10 protein-coding genes and 1 other annotated feature are annotated in these 15,153 nt (G+C 38.9%); of the genes, 4 read left to right on the top strand and 6 right to left on the bottom strand.

The features are described 5' to 3' along the window. Window positions 1-196 precede the first annotated feature (196 nt). Window positions 197-487, bottom strand: coding sequence for a hypothetical protein (locus tag NQZ71_RS05045; protein ID WP_127738168.1), 291 nt, complete (start codon window positions 485-487; stop codon window positions 197-199). Between the two features lie 289 nt (window positions 488-776). Between NQZ71_RS05045 and NQZ71_RS05040 the strand changes: the two genes are divergently transcribed. Then, window positions 777-1,805: an HD-GYP domain-containing protein gene (locus NQZ71_RS05040; protein WP_144453783.1), complete on the top strand. Its 1,029-nt coding sequence runs from the start codon at window positions 777-779 to the stop codon at window positions 1,803-1,805. A 72-nt stretch (window positions 1,806-1,877) separates the two neighbouring features. Here NQZ71_RS05040 and adhE read toward each other — a convergent pair whose 3' ends face one another. After that, entirely contained in the window at window positions 1,878-4,490 is a 2,613-nt protein-coding gene (adhE, locus tag NQZ71_RS05035) for a bifunctional acetaldehyde-CoA/alcohol dehydrogenase (protein ID WP_317011442.1), read from the bottom strand. A gap of 313 nt (window positions 4,491-4,803) precedes the next feature. Here adhE and NQZ71_RS05030 point away from each other — a divergent pair, with 313 nt between their 5' ends. Both NQZ71_RS05030 and NQZ71_RS05025 read left to right on the top strand, forming a co-directional pair. Next, complete coding sequence (locus NQZ71_RS05030; RefSeq protein ID WP_275009087.1) at window positions 4,804-5,442, top strand: TetR/AcrR family transcriptional regulator; 639 nt, start codon at window positions 4,804-4,806, stop codon at window positions 5,440-5,442. A 152-nt stretch (window positions 5,443-5,594) separates the two neighbouring features. Further along, entirely contained in the window at window positions 5,595-7,829 is a 2,235-nt protein-coding gene (locus tag NQZ71_RS05025) for an MMPL family transporter (RefSeq protein WP_144453787.1), read from the top strand. A gap of 486 nt (window positions 7,830-8,315) precedes the next feature. On the opposite strand, the gene NQZ71_RS05020 is transcribed toward NQZ71_RS05025, so the two are convergent. From NQZ71_RS05020 to allC, 4 genes are all read right to left on the bottom strand, one after another. Beyond that, window positions 8,316-8,669 carry a hypothetical protein gene (locus NQZ71_RS05020; RefSeq protein WP_144453789.1) on the bottom strand — a complete coding sequence of 118 codons (354 nt, stop codon included), beginning with the start codon at window positions 8,667-8,669 and terminating at the stop codon, window positions 8,316-8,318. 268 nt (window positions 8,670-8,937) lie between these two features. Next, the gene (proS, locus tag NQZ71_RS05015) at window positions 8,938-10,371 is read right to left on the bottom strand and encodes a proline--tRNA ligase (RefSeq protein ID WP_144453791.1); all 1,434 of its coding nucleotides are present in this window, start codon (window positions 10,369-10,371) and stop codon (window positions 8,938-8,940) included. Between the two features lie 46 nt (window positions 10,372-10,417). Continuing rightward, window positions 10,418-10,629: a binding site (T-box leader), on the bottom strand. Between the two features lie 61 nt (window positions 10,630-10,690). Continuing rightward, complete coding sequence (locus NQZ71_RS05010) at window positions 10,691-11,932, bottom strand: pyridoxal-phosphate-dependent aminotransferase family protein (RefSeq protein WP_317011441.1); 1,242 nt, start codon at window positions 11,930-11,932, stop codon at window positions 10,691-10,693. A gap of 31 nt (window positions 11,933-11,963) precedes the next feature. Then, window positions 11,964-13,196: an allantoate deiminase gene (gene allC / locus NQZ71_RS05005; protein WP_317011439.1), complete on the bottom strand. Its 1,233-nt coding sequence runs from the start codon at window positions 13,194-13,196 to the stop codon at window positions 11,964-11,966. A gap of 199 nt (window positions 13,197-13,395) precedes the next feature. Here allC and NQZ71_RS05000 point away from each other — a divergent pair, with 199 nt between their 5' ends. Then, window positions 13,396-15,039 carry a PucR family transcriptional regulator gene (locus NQZ71_RS05000; protein WP_144453795.1) on the top strand — a complete coding sequence of 548 codons (1,644 nt, stop codon included), beginning with the start codon at window positions 13,396-13,398 and terminating at the stop codon, window positions 15,037-15,039. Window positions 15,040-15,153: the final 114 nt, after the last annotated feature.

The following is a 15,153-nucleotide window of genomic DNA, read 5'->3' as shown; positions in this document are numbered from 1 at the left end:
CGAGTTTTTATCTTTTAATCACTATCTAGAAGGATATCTCCATAGTAATTGTACTATAAAAAGCCCGTATCTTAACAGAAAAGGAGCTTGTCCGTATGAATCAAATGCATTTTACAGCTGTTGACCAAACTTTAAGAAAGGAATTACCTCATTTGCAGTTTGCAGCATTTATATTTTATATAGGTCTAAGAAATACTTAGTTTTTTATAAGTCCTGTGGCAATAACTTGAAAAAGCGGCTTAACAGATGAAGATCTTTTTTTAGCATTGCTCAACATGACAATAATTTCATTCAATTCTTGCGGAGAAAGTTCTTCAATTATCCAATCTGCCAACTCCTGATGGCTTATAGATATGTTCTGAAAAGGAATTTTGATTGTCCGACATTGCATAAGCTCTTTTCTGAGTATATTCATATGATATTCATATTTTGATAACCCATTTTGTTCAACTTGATTAACCCTCTGTGTACGATCCTCTTTATACATAGCTGCACCTCACTTTGGTTACATACAATTGTAGACGTTTTAGTTTCAGTAACTTCTTTATTCAAGTGTAAATATATCTACTTGATAAGTAGAGGTCAATCATGAAAGGCAGTATCCTCCTTATATGGAAGGAAATTAGGAATAATGTCGTATGCCGCCTAGGGATATAGTCTATTCCGCTCTAAATTAATATAAGGTAGAATTTACTATATATTTTACATATTAATTTTACCCTGTTTCTACGTTCATACACTCCAATGCTTCATGATTTCTAGGAGGAGGAATCAATATGGATATTGAAAAAATAAAAACAAAATACATCGGAACGAAAATAAATGAAGATATCTTTTCAAATTCCACTGAAGGTCTTTTACTATTAAAAAAAGGCGCTGTTTTGGATGATACCCATATTGAACTGCTTATAAACCACAAAGTAGATATTAATTCTTTAAATTTTTTATCTGAGGCCTACAAGCCCTTATCCGTTGAGGATGCTTACTTGACGCTTATTGAGCAAGTAAAAGAAACATTTTCCGCTATAATCACTAAAAGTGAGGATGGTCTAGAGAAAATGCTCTTAGACTATGAAAATTTGATAGAATTAGCGATACAAGACATTTCTATTTTAGATATAATTCTCGATGAATCTCTTGCAAGCAGCTCTATTTATAAGCATAGTATTAATGTAGGTATCATATCCGCTCTTATTGGCAATACGTTAGGATACTCCGCAAAGAACTATCATTTATTAAGCCAAATGGGTTTATTTCACGATATTGGTATGCTCCTGATAAATGAAGATATCCTTCACAAAAAGACAAAGCTGACACATTCTGAATATAAAGAAATCCAAAAACATACAACATTAGGAAAAAGCATTCTTTTTTCTATTAATTCATTAGACATTATCATTTCAAGAACAGCACTGCTCCATCATGAGAAAATTAACGGTAACGGCTATCCTTATAACCGCAAGGAAAAGGATATTCCATTCATGATTCAAATTATTTCAGTTGCTGACATTTTTAACAGTATGTGCTCCAATCCTTGGCACCAAAAGAAAAAAACCTATTTTGAAGCGATAAACGAATTGGTTGACGAAGCTCATGGGAATTCTTTGAACCCAGCCATCGTTATTCCGTTTGCTTCCTACCTCATGCGAAAACAGCTTTTTAACAAAGTAACACTAACAACTGAGCAAACAGCGGAAATTATTTTTATCCACCAAAATGAGCCTCATCTGCCACTAGTTCGTATTAAAGATGATTATTTAGATTTAAGAAAAACGTCCTCTATAAAAATAAAAGGACGAGCATAACGGTTGGGTCAGGAAAACAGCTAAAAAAACACAAAAAAGGCACAGATAATCTGCGCCTTTTTTTTTGCATTCTTAAACTCCTTTATATGCTTTACGGTATATTTCTGCTAAATCAGTAACTAATGGCAGCTTAGGATTTGCTGTTGTACATTGATCTTCAAATGCTCTATCTGCCAAATAATCTACTTTTTCCTCGAAGGCTTCCTTTTCAACACCGTTAGCAGCAATGCTCATCGGAATATTCAGCTCCTTAGCCAAGCTGATGACTGCTTTGATAAAGCTGTCTACTCCCTGCTCTGTCGTATTTGCAGGCAGACCTAATATTCTTGCTAACTCAGCATAACGCTCATCTGCTTTAAAATGCTCATATTTAGGAAATGCTGTAAATTTTTTCGGTTTTTCTGCATTATAGCGGATTACATGTGGCATTAAAATGGCATTGGAACGCCCGTGAGCAATATGGAACTCTGCCCCTAATTTATGTGCCAAGCTATGGTTAATTCCCAAAAAGGCATTAGCAAATGCCATTCCTGCTATGGTGGAGGCATTATGCACCTTCTCCCGTGCCTCTTCGTCAGACCCATTGCGATAAGCTCGCGGCAAATATTCAAAAATTAATTGTACTGCTTTAACAGCCAATCCATCTGTGTAATCATTCGCCATATTGGAAACATAAGCCTCTACTGCATGTGTCAATACATCCATGCCCGTGTCAGCAGTTACAGCCGGAGGAACTGTCATAACAAATTGTGGATCAATGATGGCAACATCTGGTGTTAACTCATAGTCTGCGAGCGGGTATTTAATATTATTCTCCTTATCTGTAATAACAGCGAAAGAAGTTACCTCAGAGCCTGTTCCGGAAGTTGTCGGTATTGCGACAAACTTAGCTTTGCCTCCAAGACTCGGATACTTGTAGACTCTTTTTCTAATATCAAGAAATTTTTGTTTTAATCCAAAGAAATCCTCCTCAGGATGCTCATAGAAAAGCCACATTCCTTTCGCTGCATCCATTGGTGAACCGCCGCCTAATGCTATGATGCAATCAGGCTGGAATTTAGCCATCATTTCTGTTCCTCTTGCAACAGTGTCGAGAGATGGATCTGGCTCAACATCTGAAAATACTTCGACTTGGATAAGGTCGGATCTTTGTCTTAAATGATGCAGTACCTTATCCACATAGCCAAACTTAACCATATAAGGGTCTGTAACAATGAACACCCTTGAAATCTCCTTCATTTTCTGTAAATATTGGACTGAATTTTTTTCAAAGTAAATTTTCGGCGGAATTTTGAACCATTGCATATTAACATTCCTTTTAGCAAGTTTTTTTATATTCAGCAAATGCACATCTGTTACATTCGTGGCAACAGAGTTTTTTCCATAAGAGCCGCACCCTAATGTCAAGGAAGGCATGAAGGCATTATATATATCACCGATTGCTCCTTGAGAGGACGGGGCATTGCTGATGATGCGGCATGCTTTCATCCTTAAAGCAAACCTCTTCGTTACCTCCTCATCCTCTGAATGAATGACAGCAGAATGCCCTAATCCTCCAAACTCAAGCATTTCCTCCGCACGCTTAAGCCCTTCTTCTGTTGAGTCTGCTTTATAGCAGGCAAGCACAGGGCTGAGCTTTTCCCTTGAAAGAGGATATGCTGGACCAACTCCATCCAGTTCTGCGATGAGAATTTTTGTTTCTTCATGCACTTCGACTCCTGCCATTGCGGCAATATCATAGGCTGATTTACCGACAATATCAGGATTGACTGCACATGTGTTTACATTAATGACGAGCTCTTCCACTTTCTTTTTTTCTGCTTCATTTAAGAAGTGACAGCCGTTACGAATAAGCTCGGTTCTTACCTCTTCATAAATTTCCTTATCAACGATAACTGCCTGTTCAGATGCACAAATCATACCATTATCAAATGTTTTAGAAAGAATTAAATCATTGACAGCACGCTTTACCTTTGCTGTTTTTTCAATATAACAAGGCACATTCCCTGCACCTACGCCAAGCGCCGGCTTTCCGCAGCTATACGCAGATTTAACCATTCCCGGACCGCCTGTTGCCAAAATTAAAGAAATGCCTGGATGGTTCATCAATGTCTTAGTCGTTTCAATGGAAGGCTTCTCTATCCACTGGATGCAATTTTCAGGAGCGCCTGCTTTTATAGCAGCATCTCGTAAAATTCTTGCGGCTTCACTGCTGCAGCGCTGTGCTGATGGATGGAAAGCAAATACAATCGGGTTACGTGTTTTTATGGCAATAATGGCTTTAAACATCGTTGTAGATGTGGGATTCGTTACAGGAGTAACACCTGCAATAACACCAATTGGATCAGCTATTTCAACAACTCCTGCCGATTCATCATCTCTTATGATTCCGACCGTTTTGTCATATTTAATACTGTGATAAATATATTCTGTTGCGAAAATATTTTTCGTTATTTTATCCTCATAAATGCCTCTCCCAGTTTCTTCAACTGCAAGCTTAGCTAAATACATATGCTTATCAAGACCTGCCAAGGCCATTTCCTTCACAATTTGATCAATCTTAGTCTGATCCAGCTCATAAAACTCTTTGAGCGCCTTCTTGCCTTTTGCAGCAATATCATCAATGATAGCTTGCACGTCATTCGCTTCCTGTTTTGTTTTAACATCCTTTTCGACAGTCGACATTCCTAATCCCTCCAGATTTGTACTTTGTGAATAATTTCACATAAGTCTTTAAAAGAAAAACCGTCATGTCTAATATATTGACCCGGTTTGCAATTAAAGATTTAAATAATGGAAATTTCATCCTGTAAAACCATTTTTTCTTCTTACAAGCATATCTTAATCCCTTTTGTACCAGTCCGCAATAGGTTTAGAAAACTTTGTTCAACATTTCACAAAGTTATTCACTTTTTGTTCACAAGTTGCATATTTCTTTAATTTCTCCTATACTTATCGAGTGATAAGTCATTTTAATGGGTATTAGAAAGGAAACAAAATGAAAAGGAATCACACTGAGCTGCCTTCACAAACACAGGATACACACCATTTGATCATCAAGGCAGCAACAAAATTATTTATGGAGCTTGGATATCGGGCAGTCAGCACAAGGAAAATCGCGGCAGAATGCGGGATAACCCAGCCTGCTTTATACCACCACTTTCAGAATAAGCAAGAAATTTATATAGAGGTCTTAAAGGCTTCCATCCTTCAGACAGAGAACTATCTTACCAAGATAGCTAGAGATTTTCCTGACATAAAGCAGCGCATCTTTCATCTGTCCTGTTATTTCATGCAAAATTATCAAGAGGATTTAATGCAAATGTTTCATGATCTTCATCATGAAATGCCGGAAGATGTCAAACAGGTTATCAATAGCCATTGGCAAAAGGGCTTCCTTTCACCGATTATTCATATGTTCGAGGAGGCAGTTTCCAAAAAGGAAATTGGTTCATTTGAGGCTATAGACAGCAGCAGCTTTGAAGTTTCTCTCCTTTTGTTGAACATGATTAAGTCAGCTCTCCTTCCAGATTTTATGAAAAGCTTAACTGAATCGGAGCAAAAAGCCATCGTTGAAAAGAAAGCTAGACTCATCGTCCAAATATTTTTAAGTGGAATTGCAGAAAAAAACGGCTGAGTTTCACTCTTATATGCATGCTGTTTCTACACCATTACAGAAGCAGCATAATATTTTTTTGATTACCTTATCATTTGATAAGCTGTTTTTTTCATCTCAGCTTATCAGTTGATAAGTTCATCATATAAACTAATCTAAAGGAGCTAAATACAGTGAAAAATCTTATCCCTACTGTTTTTCGTTTTGTTTCAGGTAAAACAGGAAGATGGTTAACCTTGCTTGCATGGATCTGTCTTGTCCTTGTTTTGAGCCTGACATTGCCACAAGCAAGCTCACAAAAAAACGAGCTTGCGGCAAATTTGTCTGAGAATTCTCCTTCTCAAGAGGCAGAAGCAATTATTAATAAAGAATTCCCAAATGAACAAGGTACACCAGCACTTATTACCTTTCATCGAGAAGCTGGCCTTACAGATGAGGATTTAACGCAAATACAGGAATTAGCTGGTAAATTAGCGGAGAAGCCAGTTGCAAATCAACAGAGTATCGCACCGCTTCATCAGCTGCCTGTTGAAGTACTGAAGCAGCAAGTTTCAGAGGATGATACCACATTTGTTCTTGCTGTATTGTTTGAGAAGTCAGCAACAACTGCTGAATTAGAAAAAAGTCTTGAAGAGCTTCAAAACACAGCGTCCGATGTTTTTAGCACAGATCCCTTCAAAACAAAAATTGGGGATGCCGATAACCTCTCAGCAAGGACTACAGGTCCTGTCGGGATTGCAGTCGATGCAGCCGCTTTGTTTAGCCAAGGTGACTTATCCTTACTAATTGGTACTGTTATTATTGTTTTAATCTGTCTACTAGTTATTTACCGCTCTCCTATTCTAGCATTCATACCGCTGATTGGAGTTGGTATCGCCTACTTAGTGATTAGCCCAATCCTTGGGGGAATGGGAAAAGCAGGCTGGATTGAGTTCGACTCACAAAGCATTGCCATCATGACAGTCTTACTGTTTGGCGCAGGAACAGATTATTGCTTGTTCCTTATAAGCAAATACCGAAGCTTGCTAAAGGTTGAAACAAAAAAGGAAATCGCAATGGTAAATGCCCTGCGCCGTTCAGGCGGAGCTGTGGCAATGAGCGGGCTGACAGTTGTGTTCTCCCTGCTAGTTCTGTTGCTTGCAGAATATGGATCTATCCAACGGTTTGCTGTGCCCTTCAGCCTTGCAATTTTAATTATGATGATCGCAAGTTTAACACTTGTTCCAGCAATCCTAGCGATTTTTGGTAGAATATCCTTCTTCCCTTTCATGCCAAAAACCGCAGACATGGAAAAAGCAAAAAAAGCGAAGAAACCGAAAAAGACTTGGGCAATCGGGGAATTTGTCGGTAAAATCGCCGTGAAGCATCCTTGGAAGGTTACTATAATAACGACTGTATTTCTCGGCATTTTCGCCTTATTATCCTTAAAGACCGAATACACGTATGACACATTGTCTTCCTTCCCTGAAGATATGCCGTCAAGAGAGGGATTCTCAATTATTTCTGAGCATTTTTCTGCAGGTGAGCTTGCTCCAGCAGAAATTGTTGTCCAAACAGAAGGAAAAAATATATCTGTAGAAGATACATTGAACGAGCTGCCATATGTAGAGAAGGTTTCTGAGGGTGAGCAAGGAAAAGATGATGCAGGCATGCTGAAATACTCGGTAGAGCTTAACACAAATCCTTACTCAAATGAGGCAATGGAAAAGCTGCCTGACCTCCGTGAAGCTGTTGAAAAAACTCTTTCTGACAATGGTATTGCAAACAGCAGTGACAAGGTTTGGATTGGAGGCATAACCGCAGAGCAGCTTGATACGAAAGAAACAGCTGATGGTGATGCACTTCTTGTCATTCCGATTATTATTGTAATGATAGCAGTGCTATTGCTTGCATATTTGCGATCCATAACAGCGATGATTTATTTAATTGCAACAGTGCTGCTGTCTTATTTCAGTGCATTAGGCTTAGGCTGGGTCATTCTCCATTACGGATTTGGTGTTGACGCTATTCAAGGGCTGATTCCACTTTACGCCTTCGTCTTCATTGTCGCACTTGGAGAAGATTATAATATTTTCATGATTTCGAGCATTTGGAAGAAGAGCAAGGAAATGCCGCTTACCCAAGCGATTAAAGAAGGAGTCGCCGAATCTGGGGGAGTTATTACCTCAGCAGGAGTTATCCTTGCAGCCACCTTTATGGTATTAACAACATTACCGATTCAAATATTAGTCCATTTCGGAACAATTACCGCAATCGGTGTGCTTCTCGATACATTTGTTGTTCGTCCATTTTTGGTGCCTAGCATAACTGCCTTATGCAAAAAAGCTGCCTTTTGGCCAGCAACAAAACATTTGCATGAAAGTAATGAAAAAGAGAGAGAAAAGCTAGAGAACAATCAAACAGTTTAATGAATTCTAATAAAGAGAGACCTAGAAGAAGTTATCTACTAGGTCTCTTTTATACGTATTTAACACTTCCTTATTCTTCTATTAAGGTGTATGTATTAAGAATTTCATCATTAATCATTTTCCTTTCACCAAATCATTAGGGAAATTACATACAGATAAAAAATAGCATTAATAGTTGGAATATCATTATTCATAAAGAGACATGCATTTGCCTTTATCGTTACTGAAATAACTAAGAAGACTTGTCCAACTATAATGAATAATCATAGCAGCGCAACGTTTTTCTTTTCCTTTTTATTACCGACAGCATACGTGGTACCTCTTTTAACCTCTCATTTTCTCTCTGGTAAGGGTTTTGATACTACCATAGTGTATGGCGTTTTTTTGTAAATGAACAAATCATATATCCAATAAAAAAAGACGCTTTTCCAAAGAAAATACGCCTTTCTTAATGAAAAACAGACTGATTGAAGCCTGTCCTCTCTCCTATTCAATTGCATTTGCTTCTGCTGCTACTAAATATTTGTCCAGCAGTGTATCTAAATCTTTATCCACCTTGCCATCCTCTGCAAGATGGCTTGCTTTGGCTAAGGCATCGCTCCAGTTTCCGTTATCAATGGCGGTTTTTATATCCATTAATCCTGCCACTCTTTTATGTAGATCGTGCGCGGTTTTATCCTTTGGCTTCTGCTCAAGGGCAAGTTCAAGTGATAACAGAGCTTTTTTTAAGTCGCCGCTCTCTATCGCAGTTTTTGCTGCTTTCATGTCGTTTGCATATGTTTCTGAGCTGCAGCCAGCCAGAAACAGGGCCACCATGACGATTACAGCCCATTTTCTCATCCAATACCCCTCCACTGCCTGATGTCCTGTCATCAACCAGCAAGGACTAAAGGCAATCTATTTTCCCAATATAGCACACTGGTATACGCCATAATAACGCTTTATTTCTCCCACTTTTAATGTTAACAAATAATACATGACGGTCAATACTTGGGTTATACTACTTTCTTACTATCTATATGGTAAAAATAGCGAAAAATGAAAACGTTTGTATTTTTTTAAAAAAATCAGCTTAAGCCGAAGGATATTCTCCTTCGGCTTTTTGGCATTAATAAGCTTTTGCCCAATACACTAGCGCGTCTGCTTCTTTATCGCAGCATACACATTTATCACTGATTTTTTTTTGTTCAAACGGCATACATCTTGATGTTGCGCCAGTTTCTTCTTTAATGAAATCTTCGCACACTCTGTCACCACACCACATTGCTTTTATAAAGCCGGTTTTCTGTTCATTTGCCTGTTTTTTAAATGTATCGAAGTCAAGGGCAATATGGGTATTTGCTTCGCGATGCTCTGTAGCCTTTGTCAGCAGATTTCCTTGGATATCATGAAGGAGATTGGCTATTGTTTGCTCAAGCCCCTCTAATGGCACAGCAAGCTTTTCGCCTGTATCACGCCGCACAAGCACAACTTGCTTTTGCTCTATATCCTTTGGGCCAACCTCGAGTCTGACAGGAATACCTTTCATTTCATATTCATTGAACTTCCAGCCAGGCTTCTTATCACTTGCATCCAAGCCTGTACGGAAGCTCGTTTGGAGCTGGTTTTTTAGCTCGTAAGTAAAATCAAGGACGCCTTCCTTATGCTGGGCAATCGGAATAATCATCACTTGGGTCGGTGCAATCCTTGGAGGCACAACTAATCCTCTGTCGTCGCCGTGAACCATTATCATTGCCCCAATGATTCTTGTGGTGAATCCCCATGAGGTCTGCTGCACATAGCTTTCCCTACCGTTCCTGTCTGTAAATTGAATACCAAAGGCTTTGGCAAAGTGGTCCCCTAAATGATGAGAGGTGCCTGATTGCAGCGCCTTTCCATCATGCATCAAACTTTCAATCGTATAAGTATATCTTGCCCCAGCAAATTTTTCCTTCTCTGTTTTCTTCCCCTTAATGACAGGAATTGCTAATATTTGTTCACAAATATCTGCATAAACATGAAGCATTTGCACGGTTTCTTTGTCTGCATCCTCTTCTGTTTCATGACAAGTATGACCTTCCTGCCAAAGGAATTCTAGTGTACGCAAAAAAGGTCTTGTTGTTTTTTCCCATCTGACAACATTAGCCCATTGATTATAAAGCTTTGGCAAGTCTCGGTATGAATGAATGATGTCTTTATAATGCTCGCCAAACAGCACTTCAGATGTTGGGCGTACACAAAGTCTTTCTGTTAGCTCTTCTTCGCCACCGTGTGTAACCCATGCTACCTCTGGAGCAAAGCCTTCAATATGATCCTTTTCCTTTTGAAGAAGGCTTTCTGGTATGAACAATGGCATATAGACATTTTCATGCCCGGTTTCTTTGATTCGGTTATCAAGCTCATTTTTAATATTTTCCCAAATGGCGAAGCCGTATGGTCTAATAATCATGGATCCACGGACACTTGAATAGTCAACAAGCTCCGCTTTTGTCACTACATCTGTATACCATTTTGCAAAATCATCTTCCATATTCGTAATTTTTTCAACAAAATTACCCTTCATGTTATTCACTCCCCGCATTTTTGAAAACAAAAAAAGCCCTGCTTTCATTAGGGACCGAAAAATCGGCGGTACCACCCTAATTCAAAGCAAAGCTTTACACTCTTCATGATAACGGTCTTTTAACCGCTGCAATCTTCACATTATCCGATGCAGAACGAAAAAGGCAGGTTCAACGGCCGTACTATAGGTCCCTTTCAGCTGTAAGACCCTCTCTTTTGATAGCCATTACCGTTTACTAATCCTTTTTATTGTTTCCTTATTTTTTAACATAATAGCCAATAGATTTATTATTGTCAATTTTCTTGAAAAATATAAGGAACTAAATTAGTGACTTTTCCTTTTCGTAGGCATTTAATGATGCTTGAAGTGCTTGCCCAGCATTGACTTTTGCACCGTGCCTAATTAATGCTGCTTCAAGACTCGCTAAGGCAAACAAAACATTTTCCTTACGGCAGCTGTATCCCATTGTGCCGATTCTCCAAATCTTGCCGTGCAGCGGACCGAATGAGCTTGCTATTTCGACCCCAAAATCGTTGAGCATCATGCTGCGTACTGATTCTGCTTCAATGCCGTCTGGAATTTTTATACATGTTACTGTCGGCAGCTTTGAACGGGCATCACCGAATAGCTCAAGGCCCATCCCCTCAATCCCAGCAATCAAAGCTTTCTCATGAAGCTTATGTCTCTTTAACCTTTCGTCAAGTCCTTCTTCGAGAACGATTCTTAAGCCTTCGTGAAGAGCATACAGCATGGATGTTGCTTCCGTATGATGATTCAGTCTTCTTGGTCCCCAATAATCCTGTAGTTGGCTTAAATCAAAGTAATTGCTGCGAATAGCAGAAAAGGATCTGCCTTCTGCTAATTCCTGTTCTGTCGCAATGCCTCGTTCAACTTTTTTACGTTGCTTAAGGATTTTTTCAATCCGGTCATTATAAGTTATCGGTGCATTCCCTGAAGGAACAGATAAACATTTTTGATTTCCACCGATAGCAGCATCAATGTACCAATTATCTGTCTGGACATCTGCTCCTCCGATTGTGGCAACGGCATCTACAATAAACAAGACATCCGCTTCCCTGCATGCCCTCCCGATTTCTTCTAAAGGCTGCATACAGCCAGTTGATGTTTCGCCATGAACCATTGCAACGATTTTCGGATTTACCTTTTTCATCTCTGTAATTACTTCTTCAGGATCAAACACAGTTCCCCAATCAGTATGAAGCAAATGGATTTCCGCGCCATATCTTTCAGCTATTTCTGTGAGCAAATGGCCAAATCTGCCGTAGATGGGAATAAGCACTTTATCGCCTGGTTCAATCACACTTGCAAGCACTGCTTCTAATCCTGATCTGGAAGTCCCGTCAATCGGAAATGCCCATTCGTTGTTTGTCTTAAAAGTACGCTGCAGCATTTTCATAACATTATTCATAATATCTGTAAAAGCAGGATCAAACTGTCCAAGTATTGGCGTGGACATTGCGCGTAAAACCCTTGGATCAACTTCTACGGGACCTGGGGTCATGATCGTTCTTAACGGTGTATTCAATTCAGCAAACATCATTATCTCTCCTTTAGTTTCATAATGGTTTCTATCAATAGGCTAGTTTATGCAGTAATTCTATCAAAACTGTAACGCCATTTTTCAAGTCATGTTTATTCGTATATTCCAATGGTGAATGGCTGATTCCATTTACACTCGGAACAAATAACAGCACTGTTTTGCAAAACGTTCCAAATACCTGTGCATCATGTCCTGCACCGCTTGTCATTGTTTTATAGGAAAGCTCGTTTTCCTTCACCACTTCCTCAGCAATCCGAGTCAGCTCCTTGTTCATTTCCACGGGCTTTACATCAAGCCATTGATCTATCTCGACAGCAACTCCCTTTTGCGCGCCTATTTCTTTGAAATAGTTAAAGATATTTTCGCAATATTGCTGAATAATCTCTTCCTCATGATGGCGCACATCTAATGTAAATACCACTTCATTCGGGATAACATTCGGGACATTTGGAGAAGCCGTTATACTCCCGGCTGTCGCTACTAAACTATTAATGGTGGAGGCTTTATTCAATGCATGCACAATTAATTGTGATGCAATATGGAGGCTGTCCTTCCTGTAAGGCATCGGTGTTGTGCCTGCATGATTGCTTTCGCCTGTCACTTTAATAGTGAATCTCCGTTGCCCAACAATGTGAGAAACAAGTCCGATCGATTTTTGTTCTTTTTCTAGTACCGCACCCTGTTCAATATGCAATTCAATAAAACAATCAATATCATTTCGCAGAAGACTATCAGAATCTGGAATGAACGGAATATTATTCATTGCCTTTGACATAGAGATATTAGCAGAATCAAAGAGTAGCAAGCTTTCGTCCTTTTGATATTTTCCAGTTATGGATCCAGAACCCCAAAATGCCAATGGGAAACGGCTTCCTTCCTCTTCACATAGTGACACTACCTCTATCGTTTTCTTCGGTTTTCCATACTTTTCAAAAAGATAACCGACAGCTAATAAGCTTGCGATAATGCCAAATCCCCCGTCGTAGATACCGCCATTGACGACAGTGTCAACATGAGAACCAGTCAAAATCGCGTTACCCGATTCAGTTCCCTCAAGTCTACCGAATAGATTTCCTACACCGTCAAACCTGGCAGACAATCCGATTTGCTCCATTCGGTCCTTTAAGGCGGTTTGTGCTTCTGCCCAGCTCTCATCATAAAGAAGGCGAGTTACCCCACCTTCCTCCGATTGTCCGTAATCAGACAGCCATTTAAGCCAGTTGTCTATTTCTTGTTCGTTCACCTGAATGGATGTTTTCATCATTTTGCCTCACTTCCTCCTAGCAATCTTCATCAATAAGCACTTTTTTTACCAATAAACAGTTTTTTATTAAATTAATCATAAAGACGATATTTAGTGAATTCATTAGAGGTAATGTTAGAATTATCTAAATTTTTTGTGCAAATTAACTAAGTTGACGTTATAATATAAAGAAAAAACGGCATTTATAAAGGAGGCTATTATGAAACTTACCGATCTTCTTAATAAACCAGCTTTTTGTGACATCGAAGTACTTGCTGGAAAAAACGGTTTAAGCAGAGAAATTAAAAACGTCACCATGATGGATGCCCCAGACATCATTGACTTCCTGTTTGAAAATGATTTTCTTGTAACGACCGCTTATCACTTGAAGGATGATTCTGCCTTGCTTTTAGAATTGGTGCAATCAATGCATAAGCAAAAATGTGCCGGTCTGGGGATTAAAACACATCGTTTTTTAGAGCAAATTCCAGACAGTGTTATACAATTTGCTGACGAGCACCAATTTCCGATTATGCAAATTCCACTGGAGAAATCGTTAGGGGAAATCGTAAATGCAACTTTGCATTATATGTTGAATGAGCGGACAACCGATTTAATGACTGCTTTTGAAACCCACCGAAAATTCACTCAGCATATTTTAAAAGGAAAAGGGATTAAAAGATTGCTTGATGATTTATCTAACATGATTGGACAAAGGGTTATTTTGCTTGATCAGCATTTTCAAACACATGCATCCTCCCATTCCAAACATCCAATAAGTGAGTTTGTCATGAACTTATATGCAGAGGACTTTCGCTTGTTTTTAAATAGCACTGCCTGCACATGTTTTTCATCAAGGTACACAGAGGAAGTCTTTTGTGCATTTCCAATTCATACCCCTATCGGGAAACCAGCATTTCTGATTGCGTTGGGAAGCCTGCCTATCCATGACAAAAACTTGCTGCTGACAATTGAACAGGCTACAAATGTACTTTCCTTTGAGCTGATGCGTGAAAATACGGAGAGACAATATGCAAGAAGAGCTCGTAATGAATTCTTTTTAAATATGGTGGAAGGAAGAATTACTTCAAAAGAGGAAATTGCCAGCAGAGCAAAAGAATTTTCCTTACAAAACGAACAGCCCTGTCTCATGTTTCTTGGCAAGGTTGATCAAGATGATGTACATAAAACATTTACTCAGCACCAGCTTGAAACAGACTATTTGTATGAATTTCTGGAAACAGAAATTACGAAGGCACCATTTATGGCACAACTGTTTGTGAAAGGCGATCATTGCATCCTTATTATGGAGGCTGGCGATTCCAATGTAGAATTCCGTTCACAGGCAATCTCTTACTTAAAAAAACTGCAAGCAAATATCGCCAATATTTTCAAGAAAACAATGTCCTTTGGAATAAGTAATATAAGTCATCAGTTAATCAATATGCCTAATGCTTATAAAGAGGCTTTAAGTGCTTATCATACTGGACTGCTTTCAGCAAAAGCACAATTCATCCAGATCCATCGTCCTAAGGATGTTTCAGAAATGCTCCGCATTATTCCAGGAAAGGATTTGCAGGAATTTTGTGATCATATTTTCCAAGGATTGTCGAGCAAGCAGCAAGAAGAGGATGAACAAATTCTGCTTCATACTTTATCCGTTTATTTAGAAACACATTGCCAGATTTCCGAGACTGCCAAAAGATTATTTGTTCATCGTAATACAGTTATTTACCGCTTGGAAAAATGCGAAGAGCTTTTAGGAAGAAGCTTGAAGGATGCTGATACAACCTTCCATTTAAGGCTTGCTTTTCGGATAAAATCAATATTGCATACACAGAAGCCAGCGGCAGGCGTAAAGTAAACTATATTTTCTAAATATTTTGTACATTATAACCAATGACTTCTTTTTCTCCACTCTTTAATATGTTATTAAACCTAACTCGTTATGTTAGATTAATTAACATTAAGGATGAAA

The organism is Niallia taxi, assembly GCF_032818155.1.
GTDB classification, from domain to species: domain Bacteria; phylum Bacillota; class Bacilli; order Bacillales; family Cytobacillaceae; genus Niallia; species Niallia taxi_A.
The sequence above is the reverse complement of the archived record's forward strand: the minus strand, read 5'-3'. Positions and strand labels throughout refer to the sequence as shown.